The sequence below is a fragment of the Leisingera sp. JC11 genome, assembly GCF_040704725.1.
Classification (GTDB): domain Bacteria; phylum Pseudomonadota; class Alphaproteobacteria; order Rhodobacterales; family Rhodobacteraceae; genus Leisingera.
Genome location: NZ_JBFCVS010000009.1, coordinates 169711 through 187118 on the forward strand (window position 1 = coordinate 169711; position 17408 = coordinate 187118).

15 protein-coding genes and 1 pseudogene are annotated in these 17408 nt (G+C 66.3%); 11 read left to right on the forward strand and 5 right to left on the reverse strand.

Translation table 11 applies throughout. From position 1 onward, the window contains the following. Window positions 1-24 precede the first annotated feature (24 nt). The 3 genes from AB1A62_RS12330 to mdoH are packed head-to-tail and all read left to right on the forward strand — an operon-like array spanning window position 25 to window position 4666. Window positions 25-1287 carry an OpgC domain-containing protein gene (locus AB1A62_RS12330; protein WP_366661771.1) on the forward strand — a complete coding sequence of 421 codons (1263 nt, stop codon included), beginning with the start codon at window positions 25-27 and terminating at the stop codon, window positions 1285-1287. Next, entirely contained in the window at window positions 1284-2792 is a 1509-nt protein-coding gene (locus AB1A62_RS12335) for a glucan biosynthesis protein G (protein WP_366661772.1), read from the forward strand. Before AB1A62_RS12330 ends, AB1A62_RS12335 begins: the two co-directional genes overlap by 4 nt. Continuing rightward, window positions 2789-4666 (forward strand): glucans biosynthesis glucosyltransferase MdoH, encoded by a 1878-nt coding sequence (gene mdoH, locus AB1A62_RS12340; RefSeq protein WP_366661773.1) that lies wholly within the window; start codon window positions 2789-2791, stop codon window positions 4664-4666. The genes AB1A62_RS12335 and mdoH overlap by 4 nt, the downstream gene beginning before the upstream one ends. 273 nt (window positions 4667-4939) lie before the next feature. Here the strand turns inward: mdoH and AB1A62_RS12345 are convergent, their stop codons facing one another. Both AB1A62_RS12345 and AB1A62_RS12350 read right to left on the reverse strand, forming a co-directional pair. After that, window positions 4940-5782, reverse strand: coding sequence for an alpha/beta fold hydrolase (locus tag AB1A62_RS12345; protein ID WP_366661774.1), 843 nt, complete (start codon window positions 5780-5782; stop codon window positions 4940-4942). Further along, a complete protein-coding gene (locus AB1A62_RS12350) occupies window positions 5782-6255 on the reverse strand; it encodes a rhodanese-like domain-containing protein (protein ID WP_366661775.1) in 474 nt (157 codons plus the stop codon). Before AB1A62_RS12350 ends, AB1A62_RS12345 begins: the two co-directional genes overlap by 1 nt. A gap of 255 nt (window positions 6256-6510) precedes the next feature. Here AB1A62_RS12350 and AB1A62_RS12355 point away from each other — a divergent pair, with 255 nt between their 5' ends. Genes AB1A62_RS12355 through selD form a run of 7 tightly spaced genes read left to right on the forward strand, consistent with a single transcriptional unit; the run spans window position 6511 to window position 14631 of the window. Next, the gene (locus tag AB1A62_RS12355) at window positions 6511-9372 is read left to right on the forward strand and encodes a monovalent cation/H+ antiporter subunit A (RefSeq protein WP_366661776.1); all 2862 of its coding nucleotides are present in this window, start codon (window positions 6511-6513) and stop codon (window positions 9370-9372) included. A gap of 2 nt (window positions 9373-9374) precedes the next feature. Further along, a complete protein-coding gene (locus tag AB1A62_RS12360) occupies window positions 9375-9728 on the forward strand; it encodes a Na+/H+ antiporter subunit C (protein ID WP_366661777.1) in 354 nt (117 codons plus the stop codon). After that, window positions 9728-11266, forward strand: a complete 1539-nt coding sequence (locus AB1A62_RS12365; protein ID WP_366661785.1) for a monovalent cation/H+ antiporter subunit D — start codon at window positions 9728-9730, stop codon at window positions 11264-11266. The genes AB1A62_RS12360 and AB1A62_RS12365 overlap by 1 nt, the downstream gene beginning before the upstream one ends. Beyond that, window positions 11263-11760 carry a Na+/H+ antiporter subunit E gene (locus AB1A62_RS12370; protein WP_366661778.1) on the forward strand — a complete coding sequence of 166 codons (498 nt, stop codon included), beginning with the start codon at window positions 11263-11265 and terminating at the stop codon, window positions 11758-11760. Before AB1A62_RS12365 ends, AB1A62_RS12370 begins: the two co-directional genes overlap by 4 nt. Next, entirely contained in the window at window positions 11757-12026 is a 270-nt protein-coding gene (locus tag AB1A62_RS12375) for a K+/H+ antiporter subunit F (protein ID WP_019295814.1), read from the forward strand. The genes AB1A62_RS12370 and AB1A62_RS12375 overlap by 4 nt, the downstream gene beginning before the upstream one ends. A gap of 9 nt (window positions 12027-12035) precedes the next feature. Further along, entirely contained in the window at window positions 12036-12437 is a 402-nt protein-coding gene (locus AB1A62_RS12380) for a Na+/H+ antiporter subunit G (protein ID WP_366661779.1), read from the forward strand. Between the two features lie 31 nt (window positions 12438-12468). Next, a complete protein-coding gene (gene selD, locus AB1A62_RS12385; RefSeq protein ID WP_366661786.1) occupies window positions 12469-14631 on the forward strand; it encodes a selenide, water dikinase SelD in 2163 nt (720 codons plus the stop codon). An 81-nt stretch (window positions 14632-14712) separates the two neighbouring features. On the opposite strand, the gene mnmH is transcribed toward selD, so the two are convergent. Further along, window positions 14713-15765: a tRNA 2-selenouridine(34) synthase MnmH gene (mnmH, locus tag AB1A62_RS12390; RefSeq protein WP_366661780.1), complete on the reverse strand. Its 1053-nt coding sequence runs from the start codon at window positions 15763-15765 to the stop codon at window positions 14713-14715. Between the two features lie 162 nt (window positions 15766-15927). Here mnmH and AB1A62_RS12395 point away from each other — a divergent pair, with 162 nt between their 5' ends. After that, the gene (locus tag AB1A62_RS12395; RefSeq protein ID WP_366661781.1) at window positions 15928-16419 is read left to right on the forward strand and encodes a MarR family transcriptional regulator; all 492 of its coding nucleotides are present in this window, start codon (window positions 15928-15930) and stop codon (window positions 16417-16419) included. A 3-nt stretch (window positions 16420-16422) separates the two neighbouring features. Here AB1A62_RS12395 and AB1A62_RS12400 read toward each other — a convergent pair whose 3' ends face one another. Together AB1A62_RS12400 and AB1A62_RS12405 are read right to left on the reverse strand one after the other, a co-directional pair. Continuing rightward, the gene (locus AB1A62_RS12400) at window positions 16423-17112 is read right to left on the reverse strand and encodes an SOS response-associated peptidase (protein WP_366661782.1); all 690 of its coding nucleotides are present in this window, start codon (window positions 17110-17112) and stop codon (window positions 16423-16425) included. 201 nt (window positions 17113-17313) lie between these two features. After that, window positions 17314-17408: pseudogene (locus AB1A62_RS12405) on the reverse strand (integrase); the annotation flags it as partial.

A 17408-nucleotide genomic window follows, 5' to 3' on the forward strand; every position in this document is an offset into this window, starting at 1 on the left:
ACCCTTCAAGGACCAAAACCACCAATGTCCAGCGTTGCGCCCTTCCCCGGGCCTCAGAAAGATCCCAGTGCTGCCAACCGCGCAGCTCCGCCGCCGCAGACGGCCCAGCCGCGTGTCCGCGACCCGCGGCTCGACTTCTACCGCGGCATCGCGATGTTCATCATCCTTGTGGCGCATATTCCGGGCAACCGCTGGGCCGGCTGGATCCCGGCCCGGTTCGGCTTTTCGGACGCAACCGAAATCTTCGTCTTCTGCTCCGGCATGGCCTCGGCCATCGCCTTTGGCAGCTCCTATGCCCGCAAGGGCTGGTGGCTCGGCACCGCCCGCGTGGTGTTCCGCTGCTGGCAGGTCTACTGGGCCCACATCGGCCTGTTCTTCTTCCTCGCCGCGTCGATGGCGCTGCTCGACCTCTACGGCGGCTTCGACAAGAGCTATATCGGGTCATTGAACCTGCACTGGTTCTTCACCAACACCGTGCAGCAGCTTACCGGGCTGTTCACCCTCACCTATGTGCCGAACTACTTTGACATCCTGCCGATGTATCTGGTGGTTCTGCTGCTGATGCCGCTGATGATGGGGCTGGAGAAGGCAGGCCTGTGGACCGTGGCCGCCGCCAGCATCCTGATCTGGCTCACCGCTAACCCCTATATGATCGGCCTCGGCCCCAATGGCATCTCCTTCCCGGCAGAACCCTGGTCGGACCGCGAATGGTTCTTCAACCCGCTCGGCTGGCAGCTGCTGTTCTTCACCGGCTTCGCCTTCATGAAAGGCTGGCTGCCCGCGCCGCCGGTTTCCAAGGCGCTGGTTATCCTGGCCGCAGCATTTGTCATCCTGTCCGCGCCTTTCGGCTCCTGGAAAGTGTTCCTGTGGGTGGAAGCTGCGAACAAGGACCTTGCCAGCCTGATCCGCCCTTCCTGGGAGATCACTGCCGAATGGCGCGAGAAGACCGACTTCGGCCTGCTCCGCTATGCCCATTTCCTGTCGCTGGCCTATCTGGGCTGGGTGGCGGCAGGTGAAGGCGGCAGGCGGCTCATCGCCTCCGGCCATTCGCTGGCGGCGCGCACCTGGTCGGTGCTGCTGAAACTCATCACCAAGGTCGGCCAGCAGTCGCTTGCGGTGTTTGTTTTCTCAATGGCGCTGGCCCGGTTCATCGGCTTTGCGCTTGACCAGACCGACCGCGCGGTTATGACCACGGCATTCGCCAACCTGGTTGGCTTTTTCCTAATCATTGTCTGCGCTTACACCGCAGCCTGGTTCAAGTCGCAACCTTGGAGAGCCAAGCGATGAGCACTTTGACCCGCCGTTCCTTCATGGCTGCCGCATTGGGCAGCACCGCTCTGGCGGCCCTGCCTGGCTGGGCCAGCGAGGCCATGCCCTTCACCCGCGACGTGGTGGTCGAAAAGGCCCGCGCCCTGGCAGCCGGGGACTATGCCGAACGCCCGACGGTGCCGCAGGACTGGCTCGACCAGTCCTACGACGACTATAAGGCGCGATGGTTCCGCACCAAGGACGCGCTGTGGTCCGGCACCGGCCGCAGCTACAACGTCGATTTCTTCCTGCCCGGGCTGTATTTCCCCCGCGCCATCCAGATCAATACCGTGACGGACGGACTGGCGGACCGCGTTCCCTTCGACCTGTCGCTGTTCGACAAGAACGAAAGGGCACCGGACCTGACCACAGAAGGCCATCTGGGCTATTCCGGCTTGCGTTTGCGCACCGATCTGGACGACCCCACCAAGAAGACCGAGTTCTGCGTCTTCCAGGGCGCCAGCTATTTCCGCGCCATCGGCATCGGCAACGCCTACGGGCTGTCGGCCCGCGGCCTGGCGCTGAAGACCGCTGACCCCGAGGGCGAGGAGTTCCCCGAGTTCATCGAATTCTGGCTGGAGGCCCCTTCCCCCGGCCAGCGCCACATGGTGGTGCATGCGCTGATGGACTCCCCCTCTGTCACCGGCGCCTACCGGTTCACCATCACCCCTGGCAGCAGCGCGGTGATGGATGTGGAGGCGACCCTGTTTGCCCGCGAGGAAGTGAGCCACGCAGGCCTTGCGCCGCTCACTTCGATGTTCCTGTTCGACGCCACCAACCGCAACCGCTTCGACGACTTCCGCCCGGCGGTGCACGACAGCGACGGCCTGCTGGTGGTCAACGGCAATGGCGAAACCCTGTGGCGGCCGCTGGCCAACCCCACGCGGCTGCAGGTGTCGTCCTTCCTGGATGAAAACCCCCGCGGTTTCGGCCTGATGCAGCGGTCGCGCAAGCTGTCGGATTTTAACGACCTCGAGGCGTTCTATCACAGCCGCCCCTGCCTGTGGGTCGAACCCAAGGAGGACTGGGGCAAGGGCGCCGTCACTCTGGTGGAAATCCCCGCCGATAAGGAAATCTACGACAACATCGTCGCCTACTGGCGCCCGCGCGAGCCATACGCCGCCGGATCGGAAATCAGCCTCAACTACCGCCTCACCTGGGGCCAGGAGCCGGTGCTGCCGATGCCGCGGGTGATCGACACCGCCGAGGGCGCCCGGATCTTCGGCGGGCCGGGCCGGATCGTCACCATCGACTTCGAAGCCCACCCCCTGTTCGAAGACGGGCCAGAGGCCCTTGACGTGCATATCCACTCTCCCCATGTGGCGACCAGCGAGGGCGTGCTGCAGCGCAACCCGGAAACCGGCGGCCTGCGGCTCGCCTTTTATTTCGATCCTGGCGAACAGGATCACGTTGAACTTCGTGCCCAGCTCAGGAAAGACGGCAGCCCCGCCTCCGAAGTCTGGCTTTACAGGTGGACCGCATGAACGCATGTGATCTGATGCCCCCGGAACAGCCACTGGCGATGCCGGAACAGGATTTCAGCAAGGACTTCAGGGACGCAGCCGCCCCCGGCGACGCCGCGCCCCGCCAGGTGGCGCTGTGGCGCCTGCTGGCGTTTTCGCCCGCTATGGCCGCAACCGGTGTTTTGACCTGGGTCATGGCAGGCTGGTTCACCGATGGCGGCTTCTCGGTGCTGGAGATGATCCTGCTGGCGCTGATCGCCTTCAACTTCTTCTGGATCGCTTTCACCGTCTCCACCGTTCTGCTCGGCCTTTACGGGCTGTCGCGCCGCGAGCGCACCGCCGCCCGCGGCGCTGCCCGCCCGATGAAGGTGGCGCTCCTGATGCCGGTCTATAACGAGGTGCCCTGGTATGTGCTGGGCAACGCCCAGACCATGCTTCAGGAGCTGCACGGCCGCGGCGGCCTGCATGAATATGCGATGTTCATCTTGTCGGACACCCGCGACGATGCGATCGCCGAACAGGAACGCGCCAGCGTCGAAGCGCTGCGCACCATGCTGCCGGAGGGCACCGAGCTCTACTACCGCCGCCGCGCCGACAACGAGGGCCGCAAGGTCGGAAACATCTCCGATTGGGTGCGCCGCTGGGGTGCAGACTACGAGGCGATGCTGGTGCTGGACGCCGACAGCCTGATGACCGGCCGCGCCATTGCCCGCCTCGCCGATGCGCTGTCACGCGACCCAGGCGCCGGCCTGATCCAGAGCTATCCGCAGCTGATCGGCGCGCAGTCGGTCTTTGGCCGCATGCAGCAGTTTGCCAACGGCGTCTACGGTCTGGCGCTGGCCGAGGGCCTGGCCCGCTGGGCCGGCCACGAGGGCAACTACTGGGGCCACAACGCCATCATCCGCACCCGCGCCTTTGCTGCCTGTGCCGGCCTGCCGCTGCTGCGCTCGCGCTTCGGCGGCGGTGAAAAGCTGATCATGAGCCACGATTTCGTCGAGGCCGGCCTATTGCGCCGGGCCGGCTGGTCGGTGCGCTTCCTGCCCCGCATCCGCGGCTCCTACGAGGAAACCCCGGCCACCCTGATCGATCACATCCTGCGCGACCGCCGCTGGTGTCAGGGCAACCTGCAGCACCTGAACCTGCTGCACGCCAAGGGCTTCCGCGCGATCTCCCGCTTCCACCTGTTTGCCGGCGCGATCGGCTACCTGATGGCGCCGGTCTGGTTTGCCTTGCTGGTCCTTTGGGCCGTGATTGGCCGCAGCGAGGAAGCCTCGGTGATCAGCTACTTCAGCGAGGCCAACCCCTTCCGCCCCAGCTGGCCCGACATGTCCGAGCCCAAGCATGTGCTGGTGATCATCCTGATCTACGCCATGCTGCTGGCGCCCAAGATGCTGGCCGCGGCGGCGCTGCCGCTGACCGGCAGCCGCTTCTCGGAATACGGCGGCCCGGCGCATTTCGCGCTGTCGTTCCTGTCCGAGGTGGTGCTGGCCATCCTCTATGCGCCGATCCTGATGGTGCAGCAGATGATTGCGGTGTTCCGCACCGCCCTTGGCCTGCAGCGCGGCTGGGCACCTCAGGCGCGCGACGGCGGCAACTACTCCCTGCGCACGCTGATGACCTGCCACGCGCTGGAAACCGTCAGCGGTGTTGCGCTCTGGGCCGGGATCCTGACCGGAACCGTGTCGCTGTGGCTGGCCCCGATCGCGCTGTCTCTGGTGCTGGCGGTGCCGCTGTCGGCGCTGTCCGGCGTCAAGACCGTGAACCGCATCCGCCACTGGATGGCCACGCGGGAGGAGTTCACCGAACCCCAGATCACCCGCGCCGCCCGTGCCGCCCGCGCCGAGCTGAAGGCGCTGCTGGACGGCAGCTCCGCCCGCGGCACCCCGGCGGAGTAAGCCTGGAACCGGAGGGGAACACTCCCGCGCCCGCAGGATGCCCCGGCTGCGCCGGACCACCCCTGGCGGCCTTAGGCCCGGCGCCGCGCTAACGCGCGGCCCGGTTGCAGCAAACGCCGAGCGGCTTCTCTGCAAACAGTGCCATTTCCGGAAAACACAACCGCAGCGCGCCCTCCAAGGGCGCGCTGCCCGGCCCAACGCTTTGCCGGAAATCGTTGATTTACGGTCCAAAGGGGCGGGAGCCCGCCGCCCGGACCTGACGCAGCGGCTGTGTCAGCGCACCGCCGGCTGATCCTCGAACCAATCTGCCATCAGTCCGGCCCAGCCCTTGGGCACCGTATGGCCGCCATCGAACAGCACCAAGTCTATCCCGGCGCCCGGCCCGCAGTCCCAGCGGCGGCGCAGCAGACCGTTGGTGCTCCACGCCCTGCCCGGCGCATGGGAGGCACAGCCGTTGGCCTCCCGCCAGGCCTCCAGCGCGGCAAAGACATCGCCCTGCTCAAACCGGCCGCCGCCCAGGACGCGCCCCTCCAGCGGCACCACCTCATCGCGCCAGCCATGCACCTGCAACAGCCGCACCGGCCCGGCGCAGCGCACCGGCTGCGGCCGCCAGAAAGCGCCCGAGACCGGAGCGTAAGCAGCAAAGCCCGCCGGGTCGCGGCAGGCCAGATAATGCACCATGAAGGCGCCGGCCGAGAACCCGGCCAGCACCGTTTGCGACCTCGAGGTACCGAACCGCTCCGCCGCATCCGCAAGCACTTCTGAAAAGAAGGCGCCTTCATCGCGGCCTCCTGTGAACGGGCCGAAGCCCCAAGACTGCGGGCCGCTGCCGTCCCGCCGCAGCCCCTCAGGCGCGATCACCGCATAGCCGCGCTCGGTCAGCCCCTCCACCAGGGAGCGGTTGTCCAGCACGCTGCTGCCGCTGCCGCCGTAGCCGTGCAGGAACATCACCACCGGCACGGCGGTTTCAGCCTCTGAGGGTTCCGGCAAGACAATGTGATACGCGCCATCTTCCACGCTGCAGATGCCCTCCGCCCCGCCGCAGCCCGCAACGGCTGCGGTGCCCAAGGCCGACGCCAGAACAGCGGCAGCGGCCGCGCTTCTCAGCCGCCGCATCATCCCTTCCACCGGGCCACCGGCAGGTTGCCCGCGATCCAGCCGGGGCCTGCAGCAGAGCCCAGCATCCCCTCCGGCACGTCGATGACATTCGTGTATCCCGCCTCTGCCAGCGCCAGCGTCATCCGCGCAGACCGCACGCCGCGGGCGCAGATCAGCGCCACCGGCGCCGAGGGGTCCGGCCCGGCCGCCGCCTGCAGAGCCTCGATGAAATCACTGCGCCGCATGTCGATCTGATGGCTGCCCACGGGAACGCCCGACGCGCGCCATTCCTGCGGCGTGCGGATATCCACCAGGGTGATCTCGCCGGCCCGCGCCTGGGCATAGGCTTCTGCCGCCGTCAGCCGCGGCTGATCGTGGTCCGGCGGCTGGCGGCGCTGCCACCAGTAGCCAAAGCCCGCCGCCGCCGCAGCGCCGCCCAGCAGCATCAGACGCCGCGTGAGCTTCGGGTTTCCTGCTTCTGCCCCAGCCATCATTCCTCCGCCGCCGCTTTTGCCCCCCCGGTCTAGCAGGCCCGGGCCTGCCAATCACCAGAAACAGGCCGAATCCGCTGGTCAAGTTCTTGTTATTGCGCGTCTGCTGCCCAATTATGCCCGTAACGAGCGTATTCACTCTGCCATTGGCTGCGGCATTACCGCCGCAATCAGGGCGGCGGGGGTGGTTCTGCGCAGGAATTTTGCGTAGCACTGGCCTAAAAACGACGCGCCAACCCGACAGGAGACTTGCACGTGTCCCTTTTCCTGATTGCGGCCCTGCCTTTTCTCGGAGCCGTCTTTCCCGCGTTATTGATCCGCGCCGGACGCAACGCAGCAGCCTCTGCTGCCGGGCTGACCACGCTGCTCGCCTTCATCGGGCTGATGCTGCACATCCCTGCCGTGTTCCGCGGCGAAACCGTCTATGCCGCCGTCGACTGGCTGCCCGCACTCGGCCTCAACGCGCATTTCTTCCTTGACGGTTTGGGCTTCCTGTTTGCGGCAATGATCCTCGGCATCGGCCTCCTAATCATCCTTTACGCCCGCTACTACCTGTCGCGCGAAGACCCGATGGGCCAGTTCTTCAGCTACCTGCTGCTGTTCCAGGGGGCTATGGTCGGCATCGTTCTCTCGGACAACATCCTGCTTCTGCTGGTGTTCTGGGAGCTCACCTCGCTCAGCTCCTTCCTGCTGATCGGCTATTGGAAGCATCTGCCCGAAGGCCGCCAGGGCGCGCGGATGGCACTGACCGTGACCGGTTCCGGCGGGCTGGCGATGATTGCGGGCATGCTGCTTCTGGGCCATATCGCGGGCTCCTATGACCTCAGCGTGATCCTGCAGAACAAGGACGCGATCCAGGCTTCGCCGCTCTACCTGCCCGCGCTGATCCTGATCCTGCTTGGCGCCTTCACCAAGTCGGCGCAGTTCCCCTTCCACTTCTGGCTGCCGCACGCGATGGCGGCGCCGACGCCGGTTTCGGCCTACCTGCACTCCGCCACGATGGTGAAGGCCGGGCTGTTCCTGATGGCGCGGCTGTGGCCGGTGCTGGCCGGCACGCCGGAGTGGTTCTATATCGTCGCCACCACCGGTCTGGTCACCATGCTGGTGGGCGCGGTGATTGCGCTGTTCAAGGACGACCTCAAGGCGCTTCTGGCGTTCTCCACTGTCAGCCACCTGGGCCTGATCACCATGCTTTTGGGCTTCGGCACCAAATTCGCCGCGGTGGCAGCGGTCTTCCACATCATAAACCATGCGACCTTCAAGGCGGCGCTGTTCATGTCCGCAGGCATTATCGACCACGAGGCCGGCAGCCGCGACATCAAGCGCCTGGGCGGCTTGCGCCACCTGATGCCCGTCACCTTCACCATCGGCACAGTAGCAGCGCTGTCGATGGCCGGCATCCCGCCCCTCAACGGTTTCCTGTCCAAGGAAATGATGCTGGAGGAAACCACCCACACGATCTGGAACGGCTCGCATCTGATCGTGCCCGCGCTGGTCACAGCAGCCGCGGTATTCTCGGCGGCCTATTCTTTCCGCTTCATCGCCCATGTCTTCCTCGGCCCCAAGCGCGAGGACTACCCCGGCCACCCGCATGACCCCAATACCGGCATGTGGATCGGCCCCGCCTTCCTGGTTGTGCTGGTGGTGCTGATCGGCCTCGCCTCGGCCAAGATTGCCGGCCCGCTGGTCGCCACCGCCGCAAGCGCGGTGATCGGCGGCGGGGAACTGCCCTATTACTCGCTCAAGCTCTGGCACGGGCTGACCCCGGCGCTCTACATGTCGGTGTTTGCCACCATCGGCGGTCTGGCCCTGCTGGCGCTGCATAGGCCCCTGCAGCGTGCCTGGAACGCAATGCCGCGGCCAGAAGCCAAGACAATCTTCGAGGGCCTGATCGGCGCCTTCACCCGCCTCAGCCAGTTGGTGACCGACGGGCTGCACAACGGCGTCCTGACGCGTTACGCGGCGATCATGGTCACCTTCACCGTGGCAATCGGCTACTTCGCCTACCGCGGCGGCACCTTAGGCGCCGAATCCCGCCAGATGCAGGACCCGGGTGCGCTGCCCATTGTCGGCTGGTTCGCCCTGGTGGTGGCAACCCTGTTCATTGTCGCCAAGCACCGCAACCGTCTGGTGTCGCTGGTGCTGATCGGCGTGGTCGGCCTGGTGGTCTCGATGTCGTTCAACTACCTCTCGGCCCCCGACCTGGCGCTGACCCAGATCTCGGTCGAGGTGGTGACCATCATCCTGCTGCTGCTGGCGCTGAATTTCATGCCCAAGGAAACCCCGGTCGAAACCCCGGTCCTCACCCGCCTGCGCGACGGCGCGATCTCGGTGGTGGCGGGCCTCGGCGCGGGCGGGCTGATCTATGCGCTGCTGATGCGCGACTTCGCCTTCCCGACGATTTCGGACTTCCACCTCGCCAATTCCTACAAGGGCGGCGGCGGCACCAATGTGGTGAACGTGATCCTGGTCGACTTCCGCGGCTACGACACCTTCGGCGAGATCATCGTTCTGGGCATCGCCGCCATGGTGATCTTTGCCCTGACCGAAGCGGTTCTGGGCTCCAAGGTCCGCGCCTACCTGCTGAACCGCGAGCCGGACCTGCCGCAGGCAGGCGACGCGCACCCGCTGATGATGGTGGTGGCGACACGGGTGATGATGCCGCTGGCGCTGATGGTCGCGGCCTATATCTTCTTCCGCGGCCACAACCTGCCGGGCGGCGGCTTCATCGCCGGGCTGGTCGCGGCCATCGCCATCATCATGCAGTACATGGCGTCCGGCTTTGCCTGGGCAACCGAGCGGCAGCGCTACCCGTATCATGCCATCATCGGCTCCGGCGTGCTGATTGCCGCTGCCACCGGCATGGGCGCCTGGTTCAACGGGATGCCGTTCCTGACCAGCGACTTCGGCTACATCCACTGGCCGCCGCTGGAGGAGTTCGAATGGGCCACCGCCGCGCTCTTTGACCTCGGCGTCTTCCTGGCCGTCGTGGGCGCGGTGCTGCTGGCGCTGGAAAGCCTGTCGCGCTTTGCCTGGCAACCGGGAATAAGCACGGAGCACGCAATGGACATCAACCCGGCACGCGACGAAGCGGCCAAGACCGGGACGGAGGGATAAGCATGGAACTTCTCGTTGCCTCGGCCGTGGGCATTCTGACGGCGGCCGGCGTATATCTGATCCTGCGCCGCCGCAGCTTTCCGGTGATCCTGGGCCTGTCACTGCTGACCTATGCGGTCAACGTGTTCCTGTTTGCCACCGGCAGGCTGGTCACCGGCGCGCCGCCTATTCTCAACAAATACGAGGAGGTCGCCTATACCGACCCGCTGCCGCAGGCGCTGGTGCTGACCGCCATCGTGATCTCCTTCGGCATGACAGCGGTGGTGGTGATGATCGCGCTGGGGGCTTACCTTTCGTCCCGCGATGACAGCACCGCGATGCCGGCTGAGCCCGAAGGCGCCGGGGAGGACGCATGATGGAGCATCTTCTGATCGCGCCGGTGGTGCTGCCGGCCCTTGTTGCGCCCTTCATCATCATGGTTCTGCGCCACCATCTGGACCTGCAGCGGATCTTCTCGCTGGCCAGCGCCGTGCTGCTGGCCGGAGTTACCCTGGCGCTGGCGGCGCAGGCCGCCGATGGCACCGTCAAAGTCTATGAACTGGGCGACTGGCCCGCACCCTTCGGCATCGTGCTGGTGCTGGACCGGCTGTCGGCGATGATGATCGTGCTGACCTCGCTCTTGGCACTGCCAGTGCTGCTCTATGCCATCGGCTCCGGCTGGGACACCCGCGGCAGCAATTTCCACGCGCTGTTCCAGTTCCAGCTGATGGGTATCATGGGCGCCTTCCTGACCGGCGACGCCTTCAACTTGTTCGTCTTCTTCGAGGTGCTGCTGATCGCCTCCTACGGGCTGATGATCCACTCCGGCGGCACCCGCCGGTTTCAGGCCGGCGTGCAGTACGTGGTGTTCAACCTCCTCGGCTCCACCCTGTTCCTGTTTGCCCTCGGGACGCTCTATGCGGTGACCGGCACCCTCAACATGGCCGACCTCGCCGTGAAGGTTGCCCAGATCCCGGCAGAGGACACCGCCCTGCTGCGCGTCGGCGCGGTGATGCTCTTGCTGGTCTTTGCCATCAAGGCGTCGCTGCTGCCGCTGCACTTCTGGCTGCCCTCGGCCTATGCCAACGCGCCAATGCCGGTGGCGGCGCTTTTTGCCATCATGACCAAGGTCGGCGCCTATTCGATCCTGCGCATCTACACGCTGGTCTTCGGCCCCGAGGTCGAGGCCACCGCAGGCCTCACCGAAAGCTGGCTACTGCCCGCCGCTCTCGTGACCCTTGGCGCCGGCGCCATCGGCGTGCTGGGCTCCAAGAAGCTTGGCCGCCTGGCCGCCTTCGGCGCCATCGCCTCCATGGGCACGCTGCTGATCGCGATTTCGCTTTTCACCCAGACCGCCGCTGCCGCCGCGCTCTACTACCTGGTGCATTCCACCCTCGCGGCGGCGCTGCTGTTCCTGGTCGCCGACCTGGTGATGGAGCGTCAGGGCCAGTGGATCCTGCCGCAGCTGCCGATGCCGCAGACCGGGCTGATCTCGGCGCTGTTCTTCGCCGCTGCCATCGCGCTGGCGGGCATGCCGCCGCTGTCGGGTTTCCTGGGCAAGCTCCTGGTGCTGGACGCCACCCGCAGCGCCGATCTGGCGCCCTGGATCTGGGGCGTGATCCTGCTGGGTTCGCTGATCACCATCATCGGCATGGCCCGCGCAGGCTCGCTGCTGTTCTGGAAGGGCCACGGCCTGCCGCCGGAGGACACTGACACGAGCGCAAAACCGCCCGTCGACACCCTGGCGGCCAGACCGGCGCAGCTGCCCTTCGTCGCCTGTTTCGGCCTGCTTGGCGGGCTGGTGGCGCTCACCGTTTTTGCAGGCCCCGCCACCCGCTATGCCGAGGCAACGGCGGCGCAGCTCTATGCGCCTGCGGCTTATATCGACACCGTGCTTGGGAGGACCGCAGAATGAAACTGATCCGGCGGCTGTTTCCGCACCCCCTGCTGACGCTTCTGCTGACCCTCACCTGGCTCCTGATGGTGAACCGCTGGTCGCTCAACTCGCTGGTCTTCGGCTTCATGCTGGGGGTGGTGATCCCCTTCGTGACGCAGCCCTTCTGGCCCAACCGCCCCAACCTGCGCCGCCCGCTGAAGATCGCGGAGTACATTCTGGTGGTGCTGATGGATATCATCCAGGCCAACATCATCGTCGCCCGCATTGTCCTGTTCAAACCCAACGCCGACCGCCGCCCCAACTGGATCACCATTCCGCTGGAGCTGAAAACGCCGGAAGCGATCACCGCCCTTGCAGGCACCATCACCATGACCCCGGGCACCCTGTCGGCGGACGTCTCGGACGAGGGCCACGCCCTGCTGGTCCACTGCCTGGATGCCCCCAACCCCGACGCGGTGCGGGATGAGATCAAACAGCGCTACGAGCGTCGGCTGATGGAGATTTTCGAATGATCGAAAGCGCTGCAACCTTCGCCTTTGCCTGCTTTGCGCTCGCCATGCTGATGAACCTCTGGAAGGTCGTCACCGCCCCCGATGTGGCCGACCGCATCCTGGCGCTCGACACCATGTTCATCAACGCCATCGCGCTGATGGTGCTCTATGGCATGGCGCTGGGAACCGAGATCTTCTTCGAGGCCGCGATGATCATCGCCATGCTCGGCTTTGTCTCCACCGTGGCCTACGCGCGCTTCATCCTGCGCGGCAACATCATCGAGTGAGGGAGAGCCATGGAAAACCTGTTTGAACTCCTCGTTGCCGCCTTCCTGGTGATCGCCGGCATCTTCGGCATTGTCGGCTCCTTCGGGCTGATCAAGCTGAACGACCCGATGTCGCGGCTGCATGCGCCGACCAAGGCCACCACCCTCGGCGTCGGCGGCGTGCTGCTGGCCTCGATGCTTCACGCGGCGGCGTTTGAGAAGTATTTCTCCTACCACGAGCTGATGATCACCCTGTTCCTGTTCCTCACCGCGCCGATCACCGCGAATTTCATTGCCAAGGTGCACATCCACCGGCAGGAAACCCGCGACACCATGCCAGAGGCCGGCGGCGACGATCACTGGGCCACCCATGACACGCCCGAGGACGAGGAACGCCGCCACGCGTCCCACACCCCGCCCGCCGAAGAGTAAGCGCGCCCCAGCCAGGAAGGCCTGACCCGTGATCGACACCTCCCGCTTGCCGCTGACCCGCGATCTGGTGCTGGTGGGCGGCGGCCATACCCACGCGCTGGTGCTGCGAAAATGGGGGATGAAGCCCCTGCCCGGCGCCCGGCTGACGGTGATCAACCCCGGCCCCTCTGCACCCTATTCCGGCATGCTGCCCGGCTTTGTCGCAGGCCACTACGCGCGCGAGGAACTGGACATCGACCTGGTCCGCCTCGCCCGTTTTGCCGGCGCCCGCGTGGTGCTGGGCGCGGCAGAGCATATCGACACCGCGGCCCGGCTGGTGCATGTGCCGGGCCGCCCGCCGGTTGCCTATGACGTGGCTTCCATCGACATCGGCATCACCTCCGCCATGCCGGACCTGCCGGGCTTTGCCTGCCACGGCATCCCGGCCAAGCCGCTGGGCCGCTTCGCCGCCCGATGGGCCGCCTTCCGCGAAGGGGACGGCCCCGCCCATGTCGCCGTGATCGGCGGCGGCGTCGCCGGGGTGGAGCTGATCCTCGCCATGGCCTATGCCCTCAGATCCCGCGGCCGCCTGGCCCAGGCCACGCTGATCGACAGCGACGAAGCCCTGCGCGCCATCGGCCAAACAGCCCGGCAAAAACTGCGCCGCGCCCTGGTCGAACAAGGCGTCCGGCTGGAGGAAAACGCCAAAATCGAACGCATCGAGGACGGCTACATTGTGCTGCAGGACGGGCGCGAGATCCTGTCGGATTTCACCACCGGCGCCGCCGGCGCCCGCCCCTATGGCTGGCTTTCGGACAGCGGCCTGGACCTGAACGACGGATTCATCGGGATCAGCGAAACCCTGCAAAGCTCTGATCCGCAGGTCTTTGCCGCAGGCGACTGCGCCCATATGGATTTCGCCCCGCGCCCCAAGGCCGGCGTCTACGCCGTCCGCCAGGCACCAGTTCTCTACCACAACCTGCGCGCCCTGATGACCGGCGATCCCTTGCGCAAGTACCGGCCGCAGAAGGATTACCTGAAACTGATCTCCATGGGCTCCAAGGAGGCGCTCGGCGAACGCTTCGGCACCACCCTTGCAGGCCCGCTGATGTGGAGCTGGAAGGACCGCATCGACCAGGCCTTCATGGAGAAATTCCGCGACCTGCCCGCGATGGAGGCTCCGCCGCTGCCGGCAGAGCACACGCTGGACATGGAGGATGCGCTTGGCGACAAACCCATGTGCGGCGGCTGCGGCGCCAAAGTCGGCCGCGATGCGCTGTTCGGCACGCTTGCAGGTCTTGGGACTGCGAACCGAGACGACATCACCCCGCTGCCCGGCGACGATGCCGCGCTGCTGACCACCGGCGGCATCAAACAGGTGATCAGCACCGACCACCTGCGCAGCTTCACCAACGACCCGGTTGTTATGACTTGCATCGCCGCCGTGCACGCGCTCGGCGACATCTGGGCAATGGGGGCAGAGCCGCAGGCGGCCACCGCAAACCTGATCCTGCCGCGCATGTCGCCCGCGCTGCAGACCCGCACCCTGCAGGAAATCATGGGCGCCGCCTCGGACGTCATGCAAGAAGCCGGCGCCGCCATCATCGGCGGCCACACCTCGCTCGGCGACGAACTGACGGTGGGCTTCACCGTCACCGGCCTCTGCCCCCACCCCGCAATCACCCTTGCGGGTGCCAAACCGGGCGATGCGCTGATCCTGACCAAACCTCTCGGCTCCGGCGTGCTGATGGCCGCCGAGATGGCCGGCGAAGCCAAAGGCGAATGGGTCGCGGCGGCGCTGGAGCAAATGAGCCGGCCCCAAGGTACTGCCGCCCAAGTCCTGCAGGACGCCCATGCAATGACCGACGTGACCGGCTTCGGCCTTCTTGGCCATCTTCTGGGCATCTGCGAGGCATCCCGCGCGGGCGCAGAGCTGTTCACCGGCCAGATCCCCCTGATGCAGGGTGCGGCGGAACTGGCGGACCGCGGCATCCGCTCATCTCTGTTCCCCGCCAACCAGGCTGCGCTGCCGGAGCTGAAAACCTCCGGCTGGCAGGACCTGCTGTTCGATCCGCAAACCGCGGGCGGCCTCTTGGCAGCAGTCGCCGCTGATCAGGCCGGCGAGTTGCTCAAGCAGCTGCACGTAGCCGGGTATCCGGCGGCCCTTGTCGGCCAAGTCACGGAAGGTTCCGGGGCGATCACCCTCAGCGCCTGACCCGCTGCGCGCCAGCGCAGCGCCGCGCCCAACGGGAGCGGGGCATCACTGATGCCCCGGCGACGGGCGGGAGAGCCCCGGTCAGAGACCGGACATGACCGCCGCCACCTGCGCGGCGGCGGCATCCAGTCCCGCTTCATCCAGCGCTTCAGCCTCGACCGTGGCGGCGACCTCGGCCCCGATCGCGGCCCGCGACTTGCGGTAGGCGGGGTCGTAATGCTCCACCATCAGCGCTTCGGTCAGAGCAGCCTTGTCCCCCGCCTCGATGCTGGCAAACCAGCCATCCACCACCGCGCCGGAGCGATGCGCGCGCAAGGGGCCCAGCTTCTCCCGCAGCCGCTCCGCGTCCGACAGGATATCGTCGTAGGCCTTCACCAGATAGCGGCAGCGCGCCGCCACCGGTACCTGCAATTCGATCCGGGGGGCCTGCTTCATTGCATCCCAGACCGAAGGCGGAATGATCCGCTGGCCGATCTTGCTGGACTCGGCCTCCACCAGCACCGGGCGGGCCGGATCCAGCCGCATCAGCGCCCCGGCCACAGCGGATTCGAACCCCTTCTGCGAGGGCTGCGGCGTCGGCATATCGCCCAGCAGCGAGCCGCGGTGATTGGCCAGCCCTTCCAGATCCAGCACTTGCACGCCCAGCTTTCCTGCGCGTTTCAGCACCTCGGTCTTGGCTGACCCGGTATAGCCGTCCAGCGCCACCAGATGGTGCGGCAGCGCGGTCTGGTAAAGCGCGGCGTTAACAAGCCGGCGGTAAGTCTGATAGCCGCCCTCGACCACCTCGGCGCGCCAGCCGATCTGCTGCAGCATCCAGGTGAAGGACCCCGACCGCTGACCGCCGCGCCAGCAGTAGACCAGCGGCTTCCAGCCGCCTTCATGGTGGCTCAGGCTCTGCTCGATGTGGTTGGCGGCGTTGCGGAACACCAGCGCCGCGCCCAGCTTGCGCGCCTTGAAGGGGCTGTCCTGCACATAGATGGTGCCGACCTCAGCCCGCTCCTCGTTGTCCAGCACCGGCAGGCTGATCGCGCCCGGCACATGGTCTTCGGCATATTCCGCCGGGCTGCGCACGTCGATCACGGTGTCGAACCCGTGCGCGTAGAACTCTTGCAAGGAGGTGAATTTCAGCGCCATGGGCCAGACTTACCGCGCCCCATGCGCAAGGAAAAGCTGCAATTGCCGCGGCCGCGGCGATAAGTCTTGCGCGTACTGCGCACGGGGCGGTATGGCAATCCTTGCAATCAGACCTGCCCGGATGAAGCACCGGGGCGCCCGACCGCCAAGGACCAGTAGGCCATGAAAACCGACCCGTTGGACATTCACTCCCTGCCCGGCCACCTGATCCGGCGGCTGCACCAGATTTCCGTGGCCCAGTTCATGGACCGCATGGCGGCAGAAGGCATCGACCTCACCCCGGTGCAGTTCTCCGCCATGGCCGCCATCCACCGCCATCCCGGCATCGACCAGGCCTCGGTTGCCGGTCTCATCGCCTATGACCGCGCCACTCTGGGCAAGGTGGTGGACCGGCTGGTGGACAAGGGGCTGGTAGAGCGCCGCGTGTCCAAGGCCGACCGCCGCGCCCGTGAGGTCAGCCTGACACGGGATGGCGAAGCACTGCTTGACCGCATCCTGCCCATTGTGCACGCCTCCCAGCCCGGCATCCTCACAGGCCTTACCAAGGCAGAGCAGGAGACCTTCGTGGCGCTGCTGAAAAAGGCGACGCTCGCCGGCAACGACCTCAGCCGCGCACCGCAGCGCGACCTGCCCGCCCGCCACGCTGCCGAGTAGCGCTCAGATCAGCTGCCCGCGCGGGATATCCTCTTCCCCGAAAGGCTCGATCAGCTCCGGCCCCTCTGCGCGGTTGGAGTTCACCGCCGGATCAACCCGGTGGAAGTCCAGAACACCCTCCGCCCCTGGCTGCATCAGCCTGGCGGCGCCATGGCCTTCCTCACCCAACCATTTGCCCCAGTCCTCCGGCTCCAGGATCAGCGGCATCCGGTGGTGGATGGCCGAGAGCCCCTCGTTGGCGGCAGTGGTGACAATGGCGCAGGTCTTGACGGGATCGTCCGCGCCCCAGCTTCGCCAGACGGCAGCAAAGGCAATGGGGGCGCCGTCGCTGCGGCGGATGTACCAGGGCAGCCGGGCGCCGTCCTCCGACTTGGTCCATTCATAGAACCCGCTGGCCGGGATCAGGCAGCGCCGCTCGCGGCAGGATTTGGCAAAGGCGGGCTTCTCCGCAATCGTCTCTGCCCGCGCGTTGATCAGCAGCGGCCCGGCGGTTTCACTCTTGTACCAATGCGGCAGGAAGCCCCAGCGCATCGGCACCAGCTGCCGCCCCGCCTCCCCCGCCTGCACAACATGCACCGGATTGGTCGGGCAGACGTTGAAGTTAGGCACCGCCGGAAGATCGTTCGCGGGCTGCGCCGCAAACAGCTGTGCCATTGCATCACTGGGCAGGGTTATGGCAAATCGTCCGCACATGCTGATTTCTAACCCGGGCCGCGGCGAACATGCAAAGCCTCCCTGGCCCGCTGCTTTTCAGCCGCCCTGACAGGATGATAGATAGGCCTCATGACTCTTCAGAACGATCTCCAGTCCGCCTTGGGCTTTCTCAACCAGGGCAAGTTCAAACAGGCGTTGAAACAGTCCATGAAGGCTCAAGGGTCGTTGCGACGTTTCCTGCTATCTCAGTTTCATGAGTTCGTCCCTGAACGCTTCAGCCGGTGTGCGCCACCCGAGGCATTTTCTAGGTGTGTCGTTTAAGCGGTCGCAAATCG